The 23,380-nt window shown below is 71.6% G+C and carries 21 protein-coding genes and 1 tRNA gene; 11 read left to right on the top strand and 11 right to left on the bottom strand.

The features are described 5' to 3' along the window. Both rho and thrB read right to left on the bottom strand, forming a co-directional pair. The coding region (gene rho / locus ACFPIJ_RS57730) for a transcription termination factor Rho (RefSeq protein WP_380128081.1) at nt 1-2,015 on the bottom strand (2,015 nt) is incomplete at its 3' end. 289 nt (nt 2,016-2,304) lie between these two features. Next, nucleotides 2,305-3,252, bottom strand: a complete 948-nt coding sequence (thrB, locus tag ACFPIJ_RS57725; RefSeq protein WP_380128085.1) for a homoserine kinase — start codon at nt 3,250-3,252, stop codon at nt 2,305-2,307. A gap of 41 nt (nt 3,253-3,293) precedes the next feature. Between thrB and ACFPIJ_RS57720 the strand changes: the two genes are divergently transcribed. From ACFPIJ_RS57720 to ACFPIJ_RS57710, 3 genes are read left to right on the top strand one after another with little or no spacing between them, the layout of a single operon-like run. Then, a complete protein-coding gene (locus tag ACFPIJ_RS57720) occupies nt 3,294-4,490 on the top strand; it encodes an MFS transporter (RefSeq protein ID WP_380128080.1) in 1,197 nt (398 codons plus the stop codon). Between the two features lie 39 nt (nt 4,491-4,529). Next, nucleotides 4,530-5,381: an SPFH domain-containing protein gene (locus ACFPIJ_RS57715; protein ID WP_380128079.1), complete on the top strand. Its 852-nt coding sequence runs from the start codon at nt 4,530-4,532 to the stop codon at nt 5,379-5,381. Nucleotides 5,382-5,392: 11 nt separating this feature from the next. Next, nucleotides 5,393-5,629 carry a type II toxin-antitoxin system antitoxin gene (locus tag ACFPIJ_RS57710; protein WP_380128078.1) on the top strand — a complete coding sequence of 79 codons (237 nt, stop codon included), beginning with the start codon at nt 5,393-5,395 and terminating at the stop codon, nt 5,627-5,629. A 308-nt stretch (nt 5,630-5,937) separates the two neighbouring features. On the opposite strand, the gene thrC is transcribed toward ACFPIJ_RS57710, so the two are convergent. From thrC to argS, 4 genes are read right to left on the bottom strand one after another with little or no spacing between them, the layout of a single operon-like run. Continuing rightward, complete coding sequence (gene thrC, locus ACFPIJ_RS57705; protein ID WP_380128077.1) at nt 5,938-6,987, bottom strand: threonine synthase; 1,050 nt, start codon at nt 6,985-6,987, stop codon at nt 5,938-5,940. 4 nt (nt 6,988-6,991) lie between these two features. Beyond that, nucleotides 6,992-8,263 carry a homoserine dehydrogenase gene (locus ACFPIJ_RS57700; protein ID WP_380128084.1) on the bottom strand — a complete coding sequence of 424 codons (1,272 nt, stop codon included), beginning with the start codon at nt 8,261-8,263 and terminating at the stop codon, nt 6,992-6,994. An 8-nt stretch (nt 8,264-8,271) separates the two neighbouring features. Then, entirely contained in the window at nt 8,272-9,657 is a 1,386-nt protein-coding gene (gene lysA, locus ACFPIJ_RS57695; protein ID WP_380128076.1) for a diaminopimelate decarboxylase, read from the bottom strand. A gap of 3 nt (nt 9,658-9,660) precedes the next feature. Beyond that, nucleotides 9,661-11,319 carry an arginine--tRNA ligase gene (gene argS, locus ACFPIJ_RS57690; protein ID WP_380128075.1) on the bottom strand — a complete coding sequence of 553 codons (1,659 nt, stop codon included), beginning with the start codon at nt 11,317-11,319 and terminating at the stop codon, nt 9,661-9,663. Nucleotides 11,320-11,496: 177 nt separating this feature from the next. On the opposite strand from argS, the gene ACFPIJ_RS57685 reads away from it, so the two are divergent. The 3 genes from ACFPIJ_RS57685 to ACFPIJ_RS57675 all read left to right on the top strand — a co-directional run bounded on the left by ACFPIJ_RS57685 (nt 11,497) and on the right by ACFPIJ_RS57675 (nt 13,179). Further along, a complete protein-coding gene (locus tag ACFPIJ_RS57685) occupies nt 11,497-12,423 on the top strand; it encodes a DUF3105 domain-containing protein (protein WP_380128074.1) in 927 nt (308 codons plus the stop codon). Nucleotides 12,424-12,433: 10 nt separating this feature from the next. After that, the gene (locus ACFPIJ_RS57680) at nt 12,434-13,063 is read left to right on the top strand and encodes a DUF305 domain-containing protein (protein WP_380128073.1); all 630 of its coding nucleotides are present in this window, start codon (nt 12,434-12,436) and stop codon (nt 13,061-13,063) included. A 44-nt stretch (nt 13,064-13,107) separates the two neighbouring features. Then, nucleotides 13,108-13,179 (top strand) — tRNA-Arg (locus tag ACFPIJ_RS57675). Nucleotides 13,180-13,351: 172 nt separating this feature from the next. On the opposite strand, the gene ACFPIJ_RS57670 is transcribed toward ACFPIJ_RS57675, so the two are convergent. Beyond that, nucleotides 13,352-14,257, bottom strand: a complete 906-nt coding sequence (locus ACFPIJ_RS57670) for a zinc-binding dehydrogenase (protein WP_380128072.1) — start codon at nt 14,255-14,257, stop codon at nt 13,352-13,354. An 82-nt stretch (nt 14,258-14,339) separates the two neighbouring features. Here ACFPIJ_RS57670 and ACFPIJ_RS57665 point away from each other — a divergent pair, with 82 nt between their 5' ends. Further along, nucleotides 14,340-15,200 carry a LysR family transcriptional regulator gene (locus ACFPIJ_RS57665; RefSeq protein WP_380128071.1) on the top strand — a complete coding sequence of 287 codons (861 nt, stop codon included), beginning with the start codon at nt 14,340-14,342 and terminating at the stop codon, nt 15,198-15,200. A gap of 20 nt (nt 15,201-15,220) precedes the next feature. Here the strand turns inward: ACFPIJ_RS57665 and ACFPIJ_RS57660 are convergent, their stop codons facing one another. After that, entirely contained in the window at nt 15,221-16,201 is a 981-nt protein-coding gene (locus tag ACFPIJ_RS57660) for an ArsR/SmtB family transcription factor (protein WP_380128070.1), read from the bottom strand. A 65-nt stretch (nt 16,202-16,266) separates the two neighbouring features. Here ACFPIJ_RS57660 and ACFPIJ_RS57655 point away from each other — a divergent pair, with 65 nt between their 5' ends. Beyond that, the gene (locus ACFPIJ_RS57655; protein WP_380128069.1) at nt 16,267-17,469 is read left to right on the top strand and encodes an MFS transporter; all 1,203 of its coding nucleotides are present in this window, start codon (nt 16,267-16,269) and stop codon (nt 17,467-17,469) included. A 22-nt stretch (nt 17,470-17,491) separates the two neighbouring features. On the opposite strand, the gene ACFPIJ_RS57650 is transcribed toward ACFPIJ_RS57655, so the two are convergent. Then, on the bottom strand, nt 17,492-18,502 hold the full coding sequence (locus ACFPIJ_RS57650) for a sigma-70 family RNA polymerase sigma factor (protein WP_380128068.1): 1,011 nt from the start codon (nt 18,500-18,502) through the stop codon (nt 17,492-17,494). Between the two features lie 208 nt (nt 18,503-18,710). Between ACFPIJ_RS57650 and ACFPIJ_RS57645 the strand changes: the two genes are divergently transcribed. Further along, nucleotides 18,711-20,138 (top strand): MFS transporter, encoded by a 1,428-nt coding sequence (locus ACFPIJ_RS57645; RefSeq protein ID WP_380128067.1) that lies wholly within the window; start codon nt 18,711-18,713, stop codon nt 20,136-20,138. Nucleotides 20,139-20,205: 67 nt separating this feature from the next. On the opposite strand, the gene ACFPIJ_RS57640 is transcribed toward ACFPIJ_RS57645, so the two are convergent. Then, nucleotides 20,206-20,649: an SgcJ/EcaC family oxidoreductase gene (locus ACFPIJ_RS57640; RefSeq protein WP_380128066.1), complete on the bottom strand. Its 444-nt coding sequence runs from the start codon at nt 20,647-20,649 to the stop codon at nt 20,206-20,208. 174 nt (nt 20,650-20,823) lie between these two features. On the opposite strand from ACFPIJ_RS57640, the gene ACFPIJ_RS57635 reads away from it, so the two are divergent. After that, complete coding sequence (locus ACFPIJ_RS57635; RefSeq protein WP_380128065.1) at nt 20,824-21,207, top strand: YciI family protein; 384 nt, start codon at nt 20,824-20,826, stop codon at nt 21,205-21,207. Nucleotides 21,208-21,209: 2 nt separating this feature from the next. After that, nucleotides 21,210-22,460 (top strand): RNA polymerase sigma factor, encoded by a 1,251-nt coding sequence (locus ACFPIJ_RS57630; protein ID WP_380128064.1) that lies wholly within the window; start codon nt 21,210-21,212, stop codon nt 22,458-22,460. 58 nt (nt 22,461-22,518) lie between these two features. Here ACFPIJ_RS57630 and ACFPIJ_RS57625 read toward each other — a convergent pair whose 3' ends face one another. Further along, nucleotides 22,519-23,265, bottom strand: a complete 747-nt coding sequence (locus tag ACFPIJ_RS57625) for an alpha/beta hydrolase (RefSeq protein WP_380128063.1) — start codon at nt 23,263-23,265, stop codon at nt 22,519-22,521. Nucleotides 23,266-23,380 lie beyond the last annotated feature (115 nt).

Genomic DNA, 23,380 nt, shown 5'->3' with positions numbered 1-23,380 from the left:
TCGATGTCGATCGCCGGGAAGATGCGCCGGTCGGCGATCTTCCGGTCGAGCTTGAGCTCGGCGTTGCCGGTGCCCTTGAACTCCTCGAAGATGACCGTGTCACCGGTGGAGCCGGTCTCGACCAGCGCCGTGGCGATGATCGTCAGCGAGCCGCCGTTCTCGATGTTGCGGGCCGCGCCGAGGAACCGCTTCGGCGGGTACAACGCCGTCGAGTCGATACCACCGGACAGGATGCGGCCGCTGGCCGGCGACGCGTTGTTGTACGCGCGGCCGAGCCGGGTGATCGAGTCGAGCAGCACGACGACGTCGTGGCCCAGCTCGACGAGCCGCTTGGCCCGCTCGATCGACAGCTCGGCGACCGTGGCGTGGTCCGTCGGCGGGCGGTCGAAGGTCGAGGCGATGACCTCACCCTTCACCGACCGCTGCATGTCGGTGACCTCTTCGGGCCGCTCGTCCACCAGGACCACCATCAGGTGGCACTCCGGGTTGTTGCGGGTGATCGCGTTCGCGATCGACTGCAGCACCATCGTCTTGCCGGCCTTCGGCGGCGACACGATGAGCGCCCGCTGACCCTTGCCGATCGGCATGACGAGGTCGATGACGCGGGTGGTGAGGATGTGCGGCTCGGTCTCCAGCCGCAGACGGTCCTGCGGGTAGAGCGGGGTCAGCTTGTAGAACTCGGGACGGCGCTTGGCCTCCTCCGGGTCCATGCCGTTGACCGTGTCCAGCCGCACCAGCGGGTTGTACTTGTCCCGCCGCTGCTCACCGTCACGCGGCTGGCGCACGGCACCGGTCACCGCGTCGCCACGACGCAGCCCATAGCGCTTGACCTGCGACATCGCGACATACACGTCGTTGGACCCGGACAGGTAGCCGGTGGTCCGCACGAACGCGTAGTTGTCGAGCACGTCCAGGATGCCGGCGACCGGCACGAGGATGTCGTCGTCGCTGACCTGCGGCTCGTTGCCGCCACGGGCACCCGCGGCGCCGGCCGGCTGCGGCTCGACACCGTCGCGGTCACGGCCGCGGCGGCGGTCCCGGAACCGGCTGCGGCGCCCGCGCCGGCCGGTGCCGTCGTCGTCGCCGTCGTCCTCGGCCTGGTTGAAGTTGCCACGCTGGTTGCGGTCGCCGGCGGCGCGGTCACCGCGGTCGCCGCCGCTGTTGCGGTCGGCGCGCTCCGCGGTCCGCTCGCCGGTGCGCTCGGCCCGGTCGTTGCGCTCGGCCCGCTCACCCCGCTCGGCCCGGTCGGTCCGCTCGCCGCGTTCGGCGCGCTCACCCCGCTCGGTGCGCTCGGCCCGCTCGGGACGCTCGGCCCGCTCGGGACGCTCGGCGCGCTCCGGACGCTCGGCCCGCTCCGGGCGCTCGGCCCGCTCCGGGCGCTCGGCGCGCTCGGGACGCTCGGCCGCGCGTTCGGTGCGCTCCGGACGCTCGGCCCGCTCGGCGCGCTCCACCCGCTCGGCGGTGCGCTCGGCCCGGGCGCTCCGGGTGCGGGCCGGACGCTCGGCAGCCTCGGCGGCCGGCTCGGCCGCCTGCTCCACGGCCGCGGGAGCGGCGGGGGCCTCGGCGGCCGACGCGGCCGCACGCGGCTCCGGCGGCCCGGCGGCCCTGGTGGCCCGGCGAGGGGAACGGGCAACAGGAGCCTCGGCCGCGCCCTGCGTGGCGGACGGCCAGTCCTGCTCCGACGGCTCGGCGGTCCGCGCCTCGGCCCGGGCGGCCCGGGCGGCCCGGGCGGGGGCGGCCGTGGCGGCAGGGGCAGCCGAAGTGGCGGCAGCGGCGGCGGGGCGCGACTCGCCGGCCTGACGCTCCTGGATGGCCGTCACCAGCTCACCCTTGCGCATCCGCGCGGTGCCGGAGATGCCCAACGAGGCGGCCAGGCTCTGCAGCTCAGGCAGCAGCATGCCGGACAACCCGGTGCCTGAGCGGCGCCGACGCGTCGCCCCGGCCTCGGCGCCGTCGGCCTCGACCGCGGCGCGGTCGCTCGAGACATCCGACGTGACGTCGGTGGTGTCGCTCAATGGATTCCTTCCCTCGTTAGGCCGGGATGCCCGGAGACGAGACACGGTGGCCGGGCGGCCCGGGGGCTCCCGCCTCGCTGCGATCGAGCGGAGCGGGAGGTGTTGCAGCGCTGTGCGGTGAGCCGGGCGCCACCATCTGCGGCCTGGCCCAGCCGTGCGCGCGCGACCACAGGAGACGCGGGTTGGCGGCCGGGCGTGCGCAAGGGGTGCCACGGAAATCGGAGCACGCCGCCCCGCATGAGATCGCCGCACGGAGCGGCTGCGTAGGACTAGAGAGTAATCAACTCACCTAGCCAGCGGCAACAGGGTCCCGATCGGCGTGTTCCAGCGTACCCCACACCAGGTCAACCCCGACGAGGGCACCCACCAGATCGACGTCGAGCGGCAATACTCGCCAACCCGGCAACGGCGACGGCGCCCATCCGCCCGTCGCCAGCGCCAGGACGCTCGGGCCGGCGCCGGAGATGACGGCCGCGACGCCTTCGGTTCTCAGCGCCGCGACCAGGTCGGCGCTGCCGGGCATGGACGGCGCCCGATATCCCTGATGCAGCCGGTCCTCGGTCGCCACGAACAGGTGCGACGGATCGACGGTGATCGCATGGACGAGCAGCGCGGCCCGGCCGGCGTTGAGCGCGGCGTCGGCGTGCGGCACGGTCGCCGGGAGCGCGGCCCGGGCGACCTCGGTCAGCCCGCGTTCCTGCGGCACGAAGACGAACGGGCGGATCGAGGCGGCGGGTTCCACCCGTACCGCCGCCGCACCCGAATCCTCGGTCCAGGCGATCGTCATGCCGCCCAGCAGGCACGGCGCCACGTTGTCCGGGTGCCCTTCGAGCTCTGCGGCGATCCGGAGCAGGTCATGGCCGTCGAGCCGCTCGGCGCCGTCGCGCACGAGGGCGCGGGCCAGGGTCACCCCGGCCACGATCGCGGCCGACGACGAGCCCATGCCACGGGCCTGCGGGATGTGGTTGCGGCAGCGCAGGGCCAGCCCAGCGGGCCGCTCCCCCAGCTCGTCGAACACCCGCCGCATGGCCCGCACGACCAGGTGCGACTCGTCGCCCGGCAGATCGCCGGCCCCCTCACCGGTCACCTCGACGGTCACCCCGTCGCCGGCGATGCGCGCCTCGACCTCGTCGTGCAGCGACAGCGCCAGCCCGAGCGCGTCGAAGCCGGGTCCGAGGTTCGCGCTCGTCGCGGGCACGCGGACGGTGACCGGGGTGGACAGCAGAGCCATACGGATAATGAGATCACGGCTTCCGCACGGGCCCCTAAGGTGGGCCGGTGCCGCCCACATTGTCGATCCTGGCCCGCAACCGCGACTTCCGCCGCCTGTTCTCGGCCGACCTGATCGGGCTCGGCGCCGACTGGTTCGTGCAGATCCCGCTGCTCTCGCTCCTGCTGCAGCTGACCGGCTCCGGGGTCTGGGGCGCGCTGATCCTCGCCGCGGACGTCGGCGTCATCGCGCTGCTGCAGCCCTACGCGGGGGTGATCGCCGACCGCTTCGACCGGCGCCGGATCCTCATCACCGCCGAGGTCGCGATGGCCGTCGCCACCCTCGTGCTGCTGCTGGTGCGCACCGCCGCCGCGGCCTGGCTGGCGGTCGCCGCGATCGCCGTCGTCGCCGTGGCGAAGGCGTTCTTCGTGCCGGCCGCCTCGGCGGCCCTGCCGAACGTGGTCGACGCCGAGGACCTGCCCGCGGCCAACGCGCTGTCCGGCTCGGCCTGGGGCACGATGCTGGTCCTCGGCGCCTCGCTGGGCGGCATCGCGTCGGCGTTGTTCGGCCCGTACTGGTGCTTCGCCTTCTCCAGCGCACTGTGCTTCGTGTCGGCCCTGCTCGTGGCCGGGGTCCGCCGCCCGTTGCAGGCCGCCCGGCCGGCGGTGCGGCCCGAGATCGGCGAGGCGGTGCGGTACATCCGCAAGCACCCCAGGGTCGCCTCACTGGTCACGGTCAAGGCCGCGGTCGGGCTGGGCAACGGCGTGCTGACCACGTTTCCGCTGCTCGCCGCCCTGTACGGGGTGGGCCCGCTCGGCGTGGGACTGCTGTTCGCGGCGCGCGGGCTGGGCGCGCTGATCGGCCCGTTCGTGCTGCGCCGGGTGCTCACCCACCCCTCGTGGCTGCTGCCGGGCCTGGCGGTGTCGATGTCGGTGTACGGCCTGACGTATCTCGCCGTCAGCACCTCCCCCTGGTTTCCGCTGGTCCTCGCCGGCGTGACCGTCGCGCACCTGGCCGCCGGCGGCAACTGGATGATGTCCAACTTCGCGCTGCAGACCGAGGTGCCGGACGCGCTGCGCGGCCGGGTCTTCGCCACCGACGTCATGCTCGCCCTGCTCGCGGTCGGGGCGTCCCAGCTGATCGTCGGCGCGTTCGTCGACCGCGTCGACCCGCGCCTGCTGGTCGCGGTCTGCGGCGCTGTGACGCTCGTCTACGCGATCGGATGGGCGGCGGTCACCAGACGACAACATCGTGCGGTATCGTAGTGATATCACTTCGATAGCTACTTCGTTTGGGAGGCTGTCATGGAAAGACGAGCGTTCCGCGCGCCCGGGTTCCTGATCCTGCTCGCTCTGCTCGCGCTGATCGGCGTGGTCGCCGCCGTCGTGGCCGGACAGCCCGAGGACACCGCCGGCGTGCTCGTCGCGACCACGGTCACCCTCGCCGCCCTGCTCATGACGGGCCTCACCGTCGTCAACCCGAACGAGTCCCGGGTCGTGCAGTTCTTCGGGCGCTACGTCGGCACCATCCAGACCGCCGGGTTCCACTGGACCGTGCCCCTCAGCTCCAAGCGCCGCGTCTCGCTGCGCGTGCGCAACTTCGAGACGGCCCGCCTGAAGGTCTCCGACGCCGACGGCAACCCGGTGGAGATCGCCGCCGTGGTCGTCTGGCGCGTCGTGGACACGTTCAAGGCGTCCTTCGGCGTCGACGACCACATCTCCTACGTCGCCGTCCAGGCCGAGGCCGCGGTGCGGCACCTCGCGACGAGCTACCCGTACGAGTCGCACGACGACGGCCGGACCAGCCTCCGCGAGGGCACCGTCGTCAGCGAGGAGCTGACGGTTGAACTGAGCGAGCGCGCCGCCCTGGCCGGCGTCGAGGTGCTCGAGTCGCGGATCACGCACCTCGCGTACGCCCCGGAGATCGCCCAGGCCATGCTCGCCCGCCAGCAGGCCAGCGCGATCGTCGGCGCCCGCTTCAAAATCGTCGAGGGTGCCGTCGGCATGGTGCAGAGCGCCCTGGACCGCCTGCGCGAGCTGGAGGTCGTCGAGCTCGACGAGGAGCGCAAGGCCCAGATGGTGGCGAACCTGCTCGTCGTGCTCTGCGGCGACCGCAATGTCCAGCCGGTCGTCAACACCGGCTCGCTGTACAGCTGAGGTCTGTGGCCGTGGCCGAACGCAAGAAGCTGCTCCTGCGCCTCGACCCACAGGTCTACGACGCGGTCGCCCGATGGGCCGCCGATGACCTGCGCAGCGTGAACGCGCAGATCGAGTTCGCGCTGCGACTCGCCCTGCGCCAGGCCGGCCGCACCCCACGCCCTTCGGCCACCGACAGCTCCGCCCCTTCCGATGCCGCCGCCGATTCGACCGACGATTCGACCGACGATTCCGCCGACGACGAATAGCAGCGATCGACACCGTCCCGCTCGCGATCGAAGGAGCGTCCTGGCCACCCCGGTGGCCACTGGGCGACTTCGATCACGAGCCGGGGCGGGAGATCGCTGTTCGGGCGCGGGTGGCTCGGCGAAACGCTTGATCGCGGCCGAAGGTCGCGTCGCGGCCGGCCACGGCCGCGACGCCTGGTCACGACCGAAGGTCGTGTCTGCGCAACTGTCCGCGGAGCCGGCAGGGCCAGGGCCAGCGTTAGCTGGGCCCCGGCCCGGTGTCTGGCGGGAGCAACGGCCCGGACCACCACGGGCCCGAGCCGGGACCCTCAAGCCAGATCAAGCGCCTTCGCGGCGGCGAGCGCGTCGGCCGGGATCGTCGTCGGTGCGGGTGCGGTCGAGATCGCCCACTCGGGGTCCTTCAGCCCGTGACCGGTGACGGTGCAGACGACCGTCTGCCCCTGCTCGATGAGCCCCTGACCGCTCGCCTGCAGCAGGCCCGCGACGGAGGCCGCGCTGCCGAGCTCGACGAAGACGCCGACGGAGCGGGCGAGCAGCCGGTACGCCTGCAGGATGTCGCGGTCGGTCACCGCCTGGATGACACCGCCGGACTCGTCGCGGGCGTCCACGGCCTTGGTCCACGAGGCGGGGTTGCCGATGCGGATGGCGGTGGCGATCGTCGAGGGCTCGCGGACGACGGCGCCGTTGACGATCGGGGCGGCGCCGGAGGCCTGGAAGCCGAACATGCGCGGGCGGCGGGTGGCGTTGCCGGCCGCGAAGTCTTCCTGGTAGCCCATCCAGTAGGCGCTGATGTTGCCGGCGTTGCCGACCGGGAGGCAGTGGATGTGCGGGGCGTCGCCGAGGCCGGCGACGATCTCGAAGGCGGCGGTCTTCTGGCCCTCGAGGCGGTCGGGGTTGACCGAGTTGACCAGGGAGACCGGGAAGTCGAGGGAGAGCTTCGAGGCCAGCGCCAGGCAGTCGTCGAAGTTGCCGGAGACCTGCAGGAGGCGGGCGCCGTGGACGAGGGCCTGGGCCAGCTTGCCGAGGGCGATCTTGCCGGTGGGGACGAGGACGGCGCAGGTGATGCCGGCGCGGGCGGCGTACGCGGCGGCGGAGGCCGACGTGTTGCCGGTGGAGGCGCAGATGATCGCCTTCGCGCCCTCCTCGACGGCCTTGGAGACGGCGACGGTCATGCCCCGGTCCTTGAAGGAGCCGGTCGGGTTCGCGCCCTCGACCTTGAGGTACACGTCGCAGCCCGTGCGGGCGGACAGCTCCGGTGCCGGCAGCAGGGGCGTGTTGCCCTCGTGCAGGGTCACCACCGGGGTCTGCGGTCCGACCGGTAACCGGTCCCGGAACTCTTCGATCAATCCACGCCACATGGCGCTACTCCCCTTCGACACGCAGGACGCTCGCCACGGCGCGAACGATGTCCAGGGCCCGCAGCTCGGCGACGGTGGCCGCGAGGGCGCGGTCCGCGGCGGCGTGCGTGACGATGACCAGCACGGCCTGGTTGCCGCGGCCCGACTGGTTCACGGTCGCGATGCTGACCCCGTGCTTGGCGAAGACGCCCGCGACGGCGGCGAGCACGCCGGCCTTGTCCGCGACGTCCAGCGAGATGTGATACCGGGTGAGCGCGTCGCCGATCGGGCGGATCGGCAGGTCGGCATACGCGGATTCCGATGCGGCGTGGGTACCGGCAAGCCGGTTGCGCGACACGGCGACCAGGTCGCCCAGCACCGCGCTGGCGGTGGGCGCGCCGCCCGCGCCACGGCCGTAGAACATGAGCTGACCGGCGGCCTCGGCCTCGACGAAGACCGCGTTGAACGCGTCGCCGACGCCGGCCAGCGGGTGCGTGCGCGGGATCATCGCCGGGTGCACGCGCACCGACACCGCGTCGTCCTGCTTGGTGGCGATGCAGAGCAGCTTGATCGTGCAGCCCATGGCCTTGGCGCTGGCCATGTCGGCGGCGGTGACCTCGGTGATGCCCTCGCGGTGCACATCGGCGGCGGTGACCCGGGTGTGGAACGCCATGGACGCCAGGATCGCGGCCTTGGCGGCGGCGTCGAAGCCCTCGACGTCGGCGGTCGGGTCGGCCTCGGCGTAGCCCAGCGCGGTGGCCTCTTCGAGGGCCTCGGCGAAGCCGGCGCCGGTGCTGTCCATCGAGGACAGGATGAAGTTGGTGGTGCCGTTGACGATGCCGGTGACGCGGGTGATGCGGTCGCCGTGCAGCGAGTCGCGCAGCGGGCGCAGCAGCGGGATCGCACCGGCGACGGACGCCTCGTAGTACAGGTCGGCGCCGGCGTCGGCGGCCGCCTTGTGCAGCGTCGCGCCGTCCTCGCCGAGCAGCGCCTTGTTGGCCGTGACGACGCTCTTGCCGGCGCGCAGCGCCTCGAGCAGCCAGGTGCGGGCCGGCTCGATGCCGCCGACGACCTCGACGACCACGTCGACGTCGTCGCGTTTGACCAGGCCGAGCGCGTCGGTGGTGAACAGCGCCGGGTCGATCGGCAGGTCCCGGGCCCGGCCGGCGCGGCGCACGGCGACGCCGACGAGCTCCAGCGGCGCGCCGATGCGGGCCGTCAGGTCCCGTTCATGCTCGTGCAGGAGTCGGACGACTTCCGCCCCGACGGTCCCGCAGCCCAGCAGCGCCACCTTCACACTCATGGTCACCCCACGTCCAGTTTGAGCAGGTCGTCCTCGGTCTCCCGGCGGACGATGACCCGCGACTCCCCGTCAACCACCGCCACGACCGGCGGACGGGGGACGTGGTTGTAGTTGCTCGCCATGCTGCGGCAGTAGGCGCCTGTGCCCGGCACCGCAAGAAGATCTCCGGCGCGAACGTCTGCCGGCAGGAACTCATCCTTCACGATGATGTCCCCGGCCTCGCAATGTTTTCCCACCACGCGGGCGAGAATCGGCGGTTCGGCGGAGGCCCGGCCGGCCACCGTCGCCGAATACGCGGCGTCGTAGAGCGCGGTGCGGATGTTGTCGCTCATCCCGCCGTCGACGGAGACGTACGTGCGGATGCCGTCGACGTCCTTGACCGTGCCGACCTCGTACAGGGTGAACATCGCCGGACCCACGATCGCCCGGCCCGGCTCGATCGACAGGTGCGGCACGCTGAGCTGCAGCGCCGCGCACTCCTGCTTGACGATCCGCATCAGGTCCGTGGCCAGGTCCCGCGGCTCGGCCGGCGTGTCCTGGGTCGTGTACGCGATGCCGAACCCGCCGCCGAGGTCCAGCTCGGGCAGCTCGATCTTGTGCTTCTCGTGGATGGCGGCCTGCAGCGACAGCAGCCGCCGGGCCGAGACCTCGAACCCGGACGTGTCGAAGATCTGCGAGCCGATGTGCGAGTGCAGGCCGCGGAGCTCGAGTTTCTGTTCAGCGAGAATCTTGTCGACGGCCTGGGCGGCGGCTCCCCCGGACAGCGAGAACCCGAACTTCTGGTCCTCGTGGGCGGTGGCGATGTACTCGTGGGTGTGCGCCTCGACACCGACGGTGACCCGGACCATCACCTTCGGCCTGGTGTTCGTGCTCTCCGCGATCGCCGTCAACCGGTCGATCTCGTCGAACGAGTCGACGATGATCCGGCCCACCCCGGCCTCGACGGCCCTGGTGAGCTCGGCGACCGACTTGTTGTTGCCGTGCAGGCCGATGCGCTCCGGCGGCATGCCACCGCGCAGCGCGACGGCAAGCTCGCCGCCGGTGCACACGTCCAGGGACAGGCCCTCCTCGACGAGGATCCTGACGACGGCGGTGGCGATGAAGGCCTTGCCGGCGTAGAAGACCTCGGCGCCGCCGAAGGCCTCCTTGAACGCCTTGCAGCGGGCGCGGAAGTCGGCCTCGTCGAAGACGTACGCCGGGGTGCCGTGCTGTTCGGCGATCTTCCGGACGTTCACCCCGCCGACGGCCATCTCGCCGCTCGCCGTGCGCTCGACCGTTTTGGACCAGAGTTGGGGCACGAGGGCGTTGACGTCCTGCGGGGTGCGCAGCCAGGAGGGACCACTGAAGCCCAGGTCCCCGTGCAGCGCTCCGGCCTCATGTGCACGCATTGCTTACATCCGTTCCGGTGCTGAGACGCCGAGCAGGTCGAGCCCGTTGACGATGACCTGACGCGTCGCGTCGTTGAGCCACAGCCGCGCCCGGTTGGTCTCCGTGATGGGCTCGTCGCCCTGCGGCAACACCCGGCAATTGTCGTAGAAGCGGTGGTAGGACCCCGCGAGCTCCTCCAGATAGCGTGCCACGCGATGCGGCTCGCGCAGCTCCGCCGCCGTGGCGACCACCGCCGGGAAGTCGCCGAGCGCCTTGAGCAGGTCGAGCTCCTTCTCGTGGACCAGCAGCCCCGGCTCGTAGGTGTCGGTGCGGTGCAGCCCCAGCTCGGCCGCGTTCCGGGCGACGGAGGCGGTGCGCGCGCCGACGTACTGGACGTAGAAGACCGGGTTGTCGTTCTTCTGCCGCGTGATCACCTCGATGTCGAGGGTGAGCGGCGAGTCGGTCGAGGAGCGGGCGAGGGAGTATCGCGCCGCGTCGACCCCGACGACCTCGATCAACTCGTCGAGCGTGATCAGCGTGCCGGCGCGCTTGCTGAGCCGGACCGGCTCGCCGCCGCGCAGCAGGCTGACCAGCTGGCCGATGAGCACCTCGATGTTGCGGTCGGGGTCGTCGCCCGCGCACGCCGCGATCGCCTTCAACCGCCCGATGTACCCGTGGTGGTCGGCGCCGAGCATGTAGATGCAGCGGTCGAAGCCCCGCTCGCGCTTGTTGATGTAGTACGCGGCGTCGGCGGCGAAGTACGTCTTCTCGCCGTTGGACCGGATCAGCACCCGGTCCTTGTCGTCGCCGAACTCGGTGGTGCGCAGCCAGATCGCGCCGTCGGCCTCGAAGATGTGGCCCTGCTTGCGCAGCTCGTCGAGGGCGTGCTCGACCGCACCGCCGTCGTGCAGGGTCCTCTCGGAGAACCACACGTCGAAGTGCACCTTGAAGCGGTCGAGGCTGTCCTGCATCTCCTTGAGCATGGCCTTGTAGCCCTCGCTCTGGAACGCGACTTCTTGCTCTTCGTCCGTTTTGTCGAGAATTTCGGGATTCGCGGCGACGACCTGCCGCGCGATGTCCTGGATGTACTCGCCCGGATAGCCGTCCGGGGGCGTCGGCTGGTTGTTGGCCGCGGCCTTCACCGACTCGCCGAAGCGGGCCATCTGCACGCCGGCGTCGTTGATGTAGTGCTCGCGGGTCACGTCGGCGCCGGCCGCCGACAGGATCCGGCCGAGCGCGTCGCCGACCGCCGCCCAGCGGGTGTGCCCCAGGTGGACCGGGCCCGTGGGGTTCGCCGAGACGAACTCCAGGTTGATCTTCTCCTTGGCGAGGGTCTCGCTGCGCCCGTAGGCCCGGCCGGCCGTCACCACGATCCGCGCCAGCTCCCCGGCCGCGGCCGCCGACAGCCGGATATTGAGGAACCCCGGACCGGCGATCTCCACGGCATCGATCCCGGGAGTTTCCTGCAAGTTTTTCGCGACCGCCGCGGCGAGCTCGCGCGGGTTCAGCCCGACCTTCTTGCCCAACTGCAGGGCGATATTCGACGCATAGTCACCATGCTCCGGGTTTCGCGGTCGCTCCACGCTGGTCGTCGCAGGAAGAACGGACGCGTCGAGGTCACGCTCAGTAAGCGCCGCTCGGGCGGCTTCGAGGACTGCTACGGCGAGTTCAGCGGGAGTCACCGACAAATGTTATCGGGGGTAGACTCCGGTACTTGGCGGCGGCCCGTTCTGCTGGTCACAATGCGGGACGGCCGCTGCGGCGGTGTTCACCGACCCCGCGTCCCGCCCGACCCCCCGACCGTTGACCAGACGAGGCCCGATGAGCGAGCACCACGCTGAGCGTTGCGAGGCGACGACATGAGCATGAGCACCCAGCACGGCGGCGGCAACCGCAAGCCGTCGACCAAGCCCGTGGCCGGCGCCAAGCCGAAGCAGGGCGGCGACGAGGACCCCGTTGACGAGGACCTCGACGTCGAGGCTTCGGCCGCTTCGGAGGAGGAGGACGCGCCGGTCTCGCTCGGCAAGCCGAAGGCGAGCCCGCGCAAGTCCGCCCCGGCGCGCAAGACCGCCCCGGCCGGGAAGCGCCCCGCCGGCCGCCCGGCCGCGCGCAAGGTCGCCCCGGTCAAGGTGAAGCAGGGCGCCGCGTGGGGCCCGATCATCCTGTTCTCCGTGGTCGGCCTGCTGGCCCTCGGCATCGTCGGCTTCGCCGTCTGGCAGGTCAACGAAAACGGCCTCACCGTCCAGGAGCGCGCCGACCGGATCGACGGCCTCAAGGACTTCCGCAAGATCAACAAGGCCTACACCGAAGAGCGCAGCCACGTCTGGGGTCAGCAGAAGTACGACCTGACCATCGCCAACCCCCCGGTCGCCGGCAACCACAACCAGAACTGGCAGCGCTGCCTCGGCGACGTCTACACCGCACCGATCGCCACCGAGCACGCCCTGCACGCCATGGAGCACGGTTCGGTCTGGATCACGTACCAGCCCAACCTGCCCGCCGACCAGGTCGAAGCGCTCGCCAAGAAGGTCCGCGGCAAGGACTACATGATGATGAGCCCCTACGAGGGCCAGGCCAAGCCGATCTCCCTGCAGGCGTGGGGCTTCCAGCTGCAGGTCGACAAGGCCAGCGACGGCCGCATCGACGAGTTCATCAAGGCGCTCCGCCAGAACGCCAGCCTCGAGCCCGGCACCCCCTGCTCCAGCGGTGACATCATCACCGAGACCGGCACCGTCCCGCGCGACCTCGGCAAGGACGGCACGCAGCAGCAGCAGACGGGCGGCTGAGCACCAAGCAATGTTCGGACAACTCACGGCGCGGGCACGCCTGACCCTGGGCGTGCTCGCCGCCGTTCTCCTCCTCGCCGTGGGCGTCTCCGTCGGATACCTCATCCCGACCCTGCGCGCCCCCGGCGAGGACTCCGTCGACGCCGGCTTCGCCCGCGACATGAGCGTCCACCACGCCCAGGCCGTCGAGATGGCCATGTTCGCGTATCGCCTCGGCTCCACCGACGACATCCGCACCCTGGGCTACGACATGGCCACCAGCCAGCAGTGGCAGATCGGCCAGATGCAGACCTGGCTGACCCAGTGGCACCTGTCCCCCAACACGGACAACGCCCCGATGTCCTGGATGCCCGACGGCAAGAACGCCCTCCAGCCGGACGGCCGCATGCCCGGCATGGCCTCCCAGGACGAGCTCAAGAAGCTCAAGTCCTCCACCGGCAAGGACTTCGACACCATGTGGTGCCAGCTCATGCTCCGCCACCACCTGGGCGGCATCCACATGTCAGAGACCGCCGCCGAGAAGGCCTCCACCACCGAGGTCCGCGACGGCGCCGAGAAGATGCGGGTCTCCCAGCAGTACGACATCACGGCCCTCACCGAGAAGCTCAAGGACCTCGGCGCCCAACCCCTCCCCTCCTGACTCAGGCGCCACAACGGATCTGTTATCCTTTGCGAGGCCGCAAGGCCCCCGTAGCTCAGGGGATAGAGCACCGCCCTCCGGAGGCGGGGGCGCAGGTTCGAATCCTGCCGGGGGCACACTTTGAGAAGTGGCTCTGATCAGCCAAAACGAAGCCCTAGACCAGCGGAAACGCGGCCTAGGGCTTCGCTCGTATGTCCGGCTGTCAATGGCCTTTCACGGGCCGATCGGCCAGGCACGGCCAATACGCTTCCAAGTTTCCGTGGCCTGGCGGTGCTCCGGGACAGGGAGTCAGCCGATGGTGAGCACGGCCTTGCCCGACAACCGGCGTTGCTGCAGGGCGGCCAGCACATCGTCCAGCTGGGACCAGTCGGCGGCGAGCCCGAGCGTGGGGTGCAGCCGGTCCGTCGCCACCAGGTCGACGAGAATGCCCAGGTCCGGACCCGGTGGCTGCGGGTGCGCGTACGAGAGGTAGCTCACCAGCCGTGCGCCCTCGTGGCCGATGAAGTCGTAGATGTCGATCGGCGTCTTGGCGCCGCTGCTGGTGCCGCAGACCACGACCGTCCCGCCGGGAGCAACCCTGCTCAGTGCTGCGGCGAGGGAGTCGCCGCCGACGGACTCGGCGACGAGGTGCTGGCCATCGGCGGCGTCCGCGGTGTTCGCCACCACCTCGGTGGCGCCGAGCGCGATCAGCTCCTTCGTGTGCACTGGAGCGGCGACCGCCGTCACCGACGCCCCGGCGAGGGCCGCCAGCTCGGTCTGGAACCTGCCCAGTCCCCCGTTCGCCCCGGTGATCAGGACCCGGCGGCCGAGCAGGTCACCGCCGAGCCGCAGGACCCGCAGTGCGGTCAGGCCCGCCACCGGCAGCGACGCGGCCTGTTCGATACTCACCGCGCCCGGAAGCACGGCCAAGCGGTCAGTGCGCACCGGAACGAGCTCGGCCCAGCCGGCCTGCTCCACCTGCGCTACGACGCGGGTGCCGCGTGCCGGTCCGGTCCCGTCGGCCGCGGGCTCGATCACCAGGCCCGCCACATCCTGCCCGGGGCGCCAGTCCTGAGTACGGGCCGCCAGCAGGGCCAGCTCGCCCCGGTTCACCGAGAACGCCCGGACCGCCACCAGCGCCTCGTTTGCTGTCCGCTCAGGCTCCGCGACTTCACGGATGACCGGTCCCTGCGGGGTGTTCACTACAGCTCTCATGGGTCTCAGTCGACCGCGGGAACAGAGCCGGACCAAGGGCCAGTTGTACCCCACACCGATCACCGCCGGTGATGAGTACACAATGACGAGGCTGGACATGGAGCTGCGAGAACTGCGGTACTTCGTGACGGTGGCGCAAGAACTGGGCTTCGGCCGTGCGGCCGAGCGGCTGAACGTCGTCCAGCCTGCGGTCAGCCAGCAGATCCGCCGGCTGGAGCGGGAGCTCGGCGTACGCCTCTTCGACCGGTCCACCCGCCGGGTCTCGCTCACCACGGCGGGCGAGCGCCTGTTGCCTGAGGCGCGCGCAGCGCTGGCCGCGGCCGAACGGGTCGGCGCGGTAGCCTCTGCCATCGCCGCCGAGACGGGCGCCGTCCTGCGTGTCGGAACCAGTCAGGGACTCGGCCACCGTCTCAACGAGGTGCTCGCGGCGCTGCGGGCGCCGGTCCGGCTGCAGGCGCTGCCCCTCGCCGACCGGCTCGCCTCCGTCCGCCGCGGTGACCTGGACGCGGCCTTCGTCCGTGTCCTCACCTCGGCATCCGAACTGGAGCTCCTCCCGCTCTGGACCGACCGGCTCGTCGTTGCCCTGCCCGAGGCCCACCCGCTCGCCGACTGTCCCGAGCTGAGCCTGGAACAGCTGGCCGGCCTGCCCGTCCGGCTCGCGCCACGCCGGGACAACCCGCCGTTCCACGACCTCATCGCCGGCAGCGGGATCGCTCTCACCCCGGCGGCCCCGTTCACCAACCTGCAGGACACGCTCGCCGAGATCGGTGTCGGCGAGCCGTCGTGGACCGTCCTGTACGCCGCGGCCGCCACCGTGCCGGTGCGGGGTGTCGCGTTTCGGCCGCTGGCCTCGCCCGACGTGGTCACCTCGTTGGCCGTGCCGCCCGGCCCGGCTGCCGCGCCGCTGCGCCGTCTCGTCGACGCCTGCGCGACGATCGAATGAGGCGTGTCACCAGGGCGCCCTCAGCCGGCTAACGCGTCACCCAGCGGGGTGCGGTGGTAGAGGACTGAGCGGCCGGCGCGGGCCCGGTCGAGCAGACCGGCGTCGCGCAGCACGGCTAGGTGATTGCCGACCGCGGAGACCGTCATGCCGAGGGTGTACGCCAGCTGACTGGTGCTGGCCGGCTCGGCGAGCGCCACCAGCAGCCGGCCGCGCGACCGGCCGAGCAGCCTCGTCAGGGCCTCCGGCGGGGCGTGGCGCTCGGCGGGTCCGAGCAGGGCGGCGATGCCCCGGGCCGGATAGATGAGCGTGCGTGGCCAGGGGTCGTCGATGTGTGCCGCGATCTGCGGCCAGACGAACGCCGACGGCACCAGCAGCAGGCCGGCACCGCCCAGCCGGACCTCGTGGTCCTCGAGGCGCAGCACCTCGACCGCGCCGTCCCGCCAGCGCACCGAGGGGTGCAGACCGGCGAGGGCGCCCGCCCAGCCGTGCCGGCCCAGCTCGCCGGCGCGGTGCACGACGTCCCGCTCGCAGATCATCCGCACCTGGAGCCAGTCCGGCGCGAGCAGCTCCCGCCACGCCTGCTCGAGCGCGTCGGCGATCCGGGCCACCACCCCGTTGCCGGTGAGCATTGCCCGGGTGCGCGCGTCCACCGGCGGGCGCAGGCTGAGGCAGTACTCGATCTCGGCGCGGGCGTCGGACGCGGGCGTGGCGCGGACGGCGGTCAGGTCGTCGTCGATGGTCTGGGCCAGCCCGCGGGTCGGCGGCGGTGCCACGAAGTCGGGACCGTGCCGGGGCACCGACAGCGCGACGACCGCGTCCACGGCAGTCTCCGCGCGCAACCGGTCGAAGGCGGGCCGCAGCCGCGCGAACCAGGCAGGCGGCAGCCGACGCCGCGCCCGCGGGCGGCCGAGGTCCTGGATCAGGTTGTTCAGCTCGAAGGCCGGCGACAGCGCGAACCGGCTGCGCGCCAGGTCGTCGGCCCCGGCCAAGAACCGGATCATGACTCGACCTTACAGCGGTGCGTGAAACATTCGAGTGCCGGCGACGCGGGCGGGAGGCTGGCCGCGTGACGACCGAAACCGGGCCTGCCCGGTACCTCGACGTGTTCGCCGAGCCGCGTTTCCGGGCGTTGTTCGCCGCCCGTACGGTCTGGATGGCCGCCGGCACGCTGCAGATCCTCACCGTGTCCGTGGTCGTCTACCGCGACACGCGCTCGCCCCTGCTGGGCGCGCTCGCGTTCGGTGCGGGCTTCCTGCCGCAGGCCGCCGGCGGCATCCTGCTCGGTGCGGCCGCCGACCGGGTGTCGCCGCGCCGGCTGATCCTCGCCGGCTACCTTCTCGAGGCCACCGTCGCGGCCGCCCTCGCCCTTCTGCACCCGCCGGTGGCCGCGTCGCTCGCCCTGATCGCCGCGGTCGGCTGCCTGGCTCCGCTCGGCAACGGCGCAACGGGTCGGCTGGTCGCCGACACGCTGACCGGCGATGCGTACGTCCTGGGCCGCGCCGCGATCAGCATGTCGTCCTCCGGGGCGCAACTGGTCGGCCTGGCCGCGGGCGGCGCGGCGGTCGCGGCGCTGGGCCCCACCCCGGCTCTCCTGGTGGCGTGCGCGGGTCACCTGCTGGCCGCGCTCCTCTTCGTCCTCTTCGCCGGCGATGCCCCCACCCCGCCGCGCACGGGGCCGGTCCTGCGGGAGAGCTGGACCGGCACGCGGGCACTGCTGGCCGATCGCACGGCACGCCGGCTCCTCCTGGTCCAGTGGCTGCCGCCCGCGTTCTCCACCGGCAGCGAGTCCCTGCTCATCCCGTACGCGTCGGCCCACGGCTGGCCCGCCGGGACCGCCGGCCTGTTGCTCGCCGCCATCCCGCTCGGCATGCTCGTCGGCGACCTGCTGGTCGGCCGGCTGTTGGGCCCGGCCGGCCGGGAACGTGCCGCCCCGCTGCTCATCGCCCTGCTCGGCGCGCCGCTGACCCTCCTGGCCGCGCACCCCGCCGCGCCGATCGCCGTCGCCCTGCTGGCGGCCGCCGGATTCGGCCTGTCCTATCTGCTCGGGCTGCAGCGACCGTTCCTGGACGCGCTGCCGCCGCAGGCACGCGGGCACGGGTTCACGCTGCTGTCCACGGGAATGATGACGCTCCAGGGCCTCGGGCCGCTGCTCATGGGCCTGGCCGCCGAACAACTCGGGCCGGGGCCGGTCATCGCCCTGGCAGGCGCAGCGATCCTGGTGGTGGCGCTGTCCCTGCGGCTCAACCACCTGCGGCCGGTCAGGAAGTGACGATCCGTGCGACCAGTTCGAGTCATCCGGCGGGTTGGCCGGTCGAGTCGATGCGTGTGGGGAGACCGCAAGGATGGAACAGGCTCGGATCGTGGAACGAGACGATCTGGGACACGCCCATCGGGGTGACGGTGAGCACCTGCAGGCCGTGCGGGTGATAAAGCCCATCGGTGCCGGCCGTGTAGGTGGCGAGGGCCGGCTGGTCGTTGGCTGTGGCCGGCAGCGTGCGGATCGTCCCGGGCCGGTCGAACACTGTGGTGGCGAGGAAGCCGAGGACGGCGTCGCGCCCGGCGAACCAGCTCAGGTGCGGTGGCATCTCCATCGTCACGTCCTCGCGTAGCACCTGCAGCAACGCGGCGGTGTCCGCCTCCTGGAAGGCCCGGGCGTACCGGTCCAGCAGCGTCCGGTCGGCCGGGTCGGCCGGTTCGGTCAGCATGTCCTCGGTGAGGCCGATGCGAGCCAGCTGCGCGCGGGCACGGGCCAGCGCGCTGTTGACCGCCTCGGTGGTGGTGTCGAGCAGGCCGGCGACCTCGGCGGCGTGCCACGCGAGCACGTCGCGCAGGATCAGCACCGCCCGTTGTCTGGCCGGAAGGTATTGCAGGGCGGCCACCAGGGCGAGCCGGACGCTGCTGCGCGCGGTCACGATCATGGCCGGATCCGCGTCCGGCACGGTCGTGTCCGGCCACGGCTGAACCCAGGCGACCGCCGGGCCGGCAACCGTCAGGGGCAGATCGGGGTCGGCGGACGGGCCGAGCCCGGAGGGCAGGACCCTTCGGCTGCGGTGCTCGATCGCAGTGAGGCAGGCGCTGGTCGCGATGCGGTACAGCCAGACCCGCAACGACGAGCGCCCCTCGAAGCCGTCGAAGCCGCGCCAGGCCCGCAGGTAGGTCTCCTGGACGATGTCCTGGGCGTCATGCACCGAGCCGAGCATGCGATAGCAATGGGCGAGCAGCTCCCGGCGGAACGGCTCGGTGAGCTGGGAGAACTCCCCGGCCCCGGCCCCGGCGAACAGGTCCTGAGCTGCCTGTGCCATCTCGTCACTCCACCCGCCCGCGCTCTTGCCTGTTCGGTAGAGACCTGTTCGGTGGAGACCAGAAGCCGGCCGGGAATTCATCGGCCCGCGCGCCCGATGTGGCCAAGCCCACGTCAAGTGCCCGCGGCCGACCAGTCCGCGCGTGCCGCTGAGTCTGCATTCATGCCGGACGCGCTTCCGGCCGGCACCGACTACAGATGGGAAAGACGTGGACCAGAAAACGACGCCGGCACAGCGGTGGGTGCTCGGCCTCAGCGCCCTCGCTTCGTTCGTTGTGGTGCTGGACATGCTCGTGGTGGCGACCGCGCTCTCCGCGATTCAGCACGACCTCGGCGCCTCGCTCGAGGACCTTGAGTGGACCGTCAATGCCTACACGCTCAGCTTCGCAGTCCTGCTGATGACCGGATCCGCGCTGGGCGACCGCTACGGGCGGCGCCGCCTGTTCGCGATCGGGCTCGGCCTGTTCGCCGTGGCGTCCGCTGCCTGTGCGCTGTCCACCCAGGTCGGCGCGCTGGTTGCGGCCCGCGCCGTGCAGGGTGCGGGTGCCGCCTTGATCATGCCGGTGGCGCTCGGCCTGCTCAACGGCGCGTTCCCGCCCGAGCGCCGCGGCTGGGCCACGGGGATCTACGGCAGCGTCACCGGGCTGGCCGCGATCGTCGGCCCGGTCCTCGGCGGCATCGTGACCGAGCACCTGGCCTGGCAGTGGATCTTCTGGCTGAACGTCCCGATCACGCTGATCGCGATTCCGCTGGTGCTCAGGCGCATCGCCGAGGCACACGGGCCGGGCGGCACCTTGGACCTGCCAGGTCTGGCTCTGGCCGCCGGAGCGGCGCTGGGCGTCACGTGGGCACTGGTGCGTGGCAACACGGCCGGATGGAGCAGCGCCGAAACGCTTGCCACGCTGGCCGGCGGGATCGTGTTCGGCGTGTTGTTCGTCGTGCGGGAGCTGCGCGCCCGGGCCCCGATGCTGCCGATGCGGCTGTTCCGGTCGCCCGCCTTCTCCGCCGGCAACGCGGCAATCTTCTTCCTCAACGGGTCGCTGACCAGCGCGATCTTCTTCACGGCCCAGTTCCACCAGGTCGCGCTCGACCACGGGCCGGTGGCGGCCGGCCTGCGGCTGCTGCCGTGGGGCATTGCGCCGTTCCTCATCGCGCCCCGGGCCGGCGCACTCTCCGACCGGATCGGCGAGCGGACGCTGATCGTCATCGGCACGCTCCTGCTCGCGATCGGCATGGGCTGGATCGCCCTGATCTCCGAACCCGGCATCGGCTACTTCACGACGGCGGTGGCCATGGCCGTCGGTGGCATCGGGTTCTCATTGGCGCTGCCGGCCGTCACCAAGGCCGTCGTGAGCCGGGTCGCACCCCAGGACATCGGCCGGGCGTCGGGGACGTTCAGCACCAGCCGCCAGCTCGGTGGCGCGTTCGGGATCGCCCTCACCGGCGCCGCCTTCGCCGCAGCCGGCGGCTACGCCACCGCCCGCGAGTTCAGCGACGGCTACATCGTGGCGATGAGCGTCTCGACGGCGCTCGCTGTCGCCGCCGCCGCTGCCGGCATCGTGCTGCCACGACACCGCCCCGCACCTGCCACCACCGGAGGACGCCTCGCACCCGCCACCGCTCAGACCACCGACTGAAGGACATTGATCAGCGCCTGTGCGGGATGGCGGTCCTGGTTGACCGCCACCCCGCACATCCGTCAGCTCAGCTCGCGGGGCAACTGTGGTACGCCTCGACGAACCACGTGCCATCGCGCCGTGCGAGTGTCCAGGTCGCCGGCTCCCACTGCTCCTGCGGAGGGTCGGCCTGGCCCGGGTGCACGGTGACGCTGCGGGTCACCGCCACGGCCACGTCCACTCCCAGGAACCGGATGCTCTGTGGCGTGTGGACGCGCCTCGTATCCTTCAGCGGACCGGTGAACGCCTCTGCCATGGCCTTGCGGATGTCGGCTCGGCCCCGCAGGTGGACGCCGGGGAGGATCACCGTGGCGTCATCGGCGTATCGGCCGGCGAATCCCGCGGCGTCGCCATCCCGCCAGGCGAGTGACGTCGCGTCGAACAACGCGCGCACGGCGTGCTCCTCGTCCCGAGCCGAGGAGACGCCAACCGGCCGCGTTTCCGCCGCTTGTCCGTGATGATCTGAACTCATGCCGTCCTCCGGAGATCAGCGGGCCACCATCTGTGGCTCCACTGACCGACGCGGCACCCCTGCGGATTTGGACAGCGCCAGTGCTTCTTTGCGGCTGAGTCGTCCAAATTCCGCATGGTGCTGCGTCGTACCGACGACGATCGTCTTGAGACAGCGAGCCCCCGAGGAGTAGCGATGCCGGAGTACATGCTGTTGCTGTACGCCCCCGAAGGTGAGGAACAGCAGGACAGGTGGGCGGACATGCCGCTGTGGCGGGAGCTGACCGAGAGCCTCCGGAAGTCGGGGCTGCTGGTCGCGAACGCCCCGTTGCATTCGGCGGGAAGCGCGACCACCGTGCGGGTCCGCAGCGGCGAGACGCAGCTCACCGACGGGCCCTTCGCCACCACCAAGGAGATCCTCGCCGGCTACTACGTGCTCAACTGCACCGACCTCGACGAGGCCCTGCACCACGCGGCGCGGATGCCGATGGCGCTCCGCGGCTCCGTCGAGGTCCGGCCGATCATGAGTACCGGCGAGATTCCCGCGGACTCGAACGGCCCGGAGGCGGGCGGGGACTGACGATGGCCGACCTTACCGCCGCGGCGGCCATCAGCGTGTTCCGGGACGAGCGGGCGGCCGTGCTGGCGACGCTGATCCGGTACGTCGGCGACTTCCAGATCGCCGAGGATGCCGTCCAGGATGCGTTCGAGGCCGCGCTCGCGGCCTGGCGGCGCGATGGGATCCCGGACAATCCGGCAGCGTGGATCACGGTCACGGCCCGGCGACGGGCGATCGATCGGCTCCGGCGCGACCAATCGATCGCCGATCGCGCCGAACGGCTGGCCGCGATGCAACTGCTGAACCGACCGGCGGAGGTGCCGATGGACGAGGCCGGCCCGATCGGCGATGACCGGCTGCGATTGATCTTCACCTGCTGCCATCCGGCGCTGGACATGCCGGCCCGGGTCGCGCTGACGCTGCGGACGCTCGGCGGTTTGACGACCGGCGAGATCGCCCGCGCGTTCCTGGTCGCCGAGCCCACGATGGGCAAGCGCATCGTCCGCGCCAAGCGCAAGATCGCCGATGCCCGCATCCCCTATCGCGTACCGGCCGGCGAGGACCTGCCCGACCGGGTTCGCAGCGTGCTCCAGGTCGTCTATCTGATCTTCAACGAGGGCTATTCCGCCACCGAGGGCGACCTTCTGGTGCGAGCGGAACTGTGTGACGAGGCCATCCGGCTCGGCCGCCTCGTATGCGAGCTGATGCCCGACGATGCCGAGGCCCGGGGGCTACTGGCGTTGATGCTCCTGCACGACGCGCGCCGCACCGCCCGCGTCGACGTCAACGGAGGCTTCGTTGCGCTGCCGGCGCAGCACCGACCCGGATGGGACCACGACCGGATCCGCGAAGGGCTCAGCGCGCTCCAGCACGCGTTGCGGAGCGGGCGTCCCCGCGAATACCAGATCCAGGCGGCGATCGCTGCCCTGCACCTCCGCGCCGCCGACGGTGACGTCGCGGACTGGGCGCAGATCGCCGAGCTGTACGAGGCCCTCGGCCGGCTCGACCCCTCGCCGGTGGTCAAACTCAACCAGGCGACCGCGGTCGGTTTCGCCCACGGAGGTGACGCCGGCTTGAAACTGCTCGAGCCGTTGCTCACCGATCCCGTGCTGCAGCGCTATCAGCCACTGCATGCCGCACACGCCGAACTGCTCAAGCGCGCCGGGAACGTCACCGCCGCGGCCCGCGCCTACGAACAGGCGATCGCGCTGTCCGCGAACGGCGTCGAGCGCGCCGAACTGGAGCGCCGGCTGGACGCGCTGACGGCACGCTGACGAACAGCGACGTCGGGGTGGTGGGCGCCACCACCCCGACGTCGTCATCCCGCAACGGTCACCGAGCGACGGGCGTCGTCAGCCGAGGCCGGACCCACTCGGCGAGCCTGCGGATCGCCTCATCGGACTCGGGCGAGTTTCCGGCACCCATCTGGAAGGTGTGCAGCTGCTCGGGAAACTCGTCGAGCCGGACATCGACGCCGGCCTTGCGAGCCTTCTGCTCGAATTCCAGGCTCTCACCGAGGAGCGTCTCATGCCCGCCCACCTGGATGTACATCGGCGGCAGACCGCTGAGGTCCGCGTACAGCGGGCTGACCGACGCCTCCGTCGGGCTCGCGCCGGCCAGGTAGGCCGAGGCCAGATACGACACCACCTCCTTGTAGAAGAACTCCTCGTTCTCCCGATTCGACTCGAAGGTCTCGTTGCTGACGGTCAGGTCCACCCACGGCGAGATCAGCATCAGCGCGGCCGGAAGGGGCAGGCCCGAATCCCGCGCCCGCAACATCGTCGAGATGGCCAGGTTGCCGCCGATCGAGTCACCGATGAAAGCGGTGCGCCGGGGATCGACACCTTGATCGAGCAGCCACCGGTACGCGGTTGTCACGTCGTCCAGCGGCACGGGATAGGACTGCTGGCGGTACTCGACGAGCAACGCGCGTGCTCCCGCCGCCTTGGCGAGGTGAGCGAAGAGCTTCCGATGCGTGTAGATGGAGCCGCTGACGCCGCCACCGCCGTGCACGCTGAAGATCACCCGGTCCTCGACGGCCTCCTTCGGCACGGCCCACAGCGCCGGCAGGCCGCCCACCTCCACTTCGCGGTAGTCCACACCGCCGGGCTCGGCGGTCAGGCCGGGCCAGTACCGCTCGACCCTGTCGCGGACGTCCTGAGGAGTCTGGTTCGGATTCGCGACTGCCGCCTCC

Source organism: Dactylosporangium cerinum (assembly GCF_042653625.1).
GTDB lineage: Bacteria > Actinomycetota > Actinomycetes > Mycobacteriales > Micromonosporaceae > Dactylosporangium > Dactylosporangium cerinum.
This window is presented reverse-complemented; position numbering and strand designations above follow the sequence as displayed.

Excerpts from the sequence above, each read along its gene's own strand:
- ACFPIJ_RS57715 (WP_380128079.1), top strand. The coding sequence starts at position 4,530 with ATGGAAAGACGAGCGTTCCGCGCGCCCGGGTTCCTGATCCTGCTCGCT.
- thrC (WP_380128077.1), bottom strand. The coding sequence starts at position 6,987 with ATGTGGCGTGGATTGATCGAAGAGTTCCGGGACCGGTTACCGGTCGGA.
- lysA (WP_380128076.1), bottom strand. The coding sequence starts at position 9,657 with ATGCGTGCACATGAGGCCGGAGCGCTGCACGGGGACCTGGGCTTCAGT.
- ACFPIJ_RS57685 (WP_380128074.1), top strand. The coding sequence starts at position 11,497 with ATGAGCATGAGCACCCAGCACGGCGGCGGCAACCGCAAGCCGTCGACC.
- ACFPIJ_RS57680 (WP_380128073.1), top strand. The coding sequence starts at position 12,434 with ATGTTCGGACAACTCACGGCGCGGGCACGCCTGACCCTGGGCGTGCTC.
- ACFPIJ_RS57670 (WP_380128072.1), bottom strand. The coding sequence starts at position 14,257 with ATGAGAGCTGTAGTGAACACCCCGCAGGGACCGGTCATCCGTGAAGTC.
- ACFPIJ_RS57665 (WP_380128071.1), top strand. The coding sequence starts at position 14,340 with ATGACGAGGCTGGACATGGAGCTGCGAGAACTGCGGTACTTCGTGACG.
- ACFPIJ_RS57660 (WP_380128070.1), bottom strand. The coding sequence starts at position 16,201 with ATGATCCGGTTCTTGGCCGGGGCCGACGACCTGGCGCGCAGCCGGTTC.
- ACFPIJ_RS57650 (WP_380128068.1), bottom strand. The coding sequence starts at position 18,502 with ATGGCACAGGCAGCTCAGGACCTGTTCGCCGGGGCCGGGGCCGGGGAG.
- ACFPIJ_RS57640 (WP_380128066.1), bottom strand. The coding sequence starts at position 20,649 with ATGAGTTCAGATCATCACGGACAAGCGGCGGAAACGCGGCCGGTTGGC.
- ACFPIJ_RS57635 (WP_380128065.1), top strand. The coding sequence starts at position 20,824 with ATGCCGGAGTACATGCTGTTGCTGTACGCCCCCGAAGGTGAGGAACAG.
- ACFPIJ_RS57630 (WP_380128064.1), top strand. The coding sequence starts at position 21,210 with ATGGCCGACCTTACCGCCGCGGCGGCCATCAGCGTGTTCCGGGACGAG.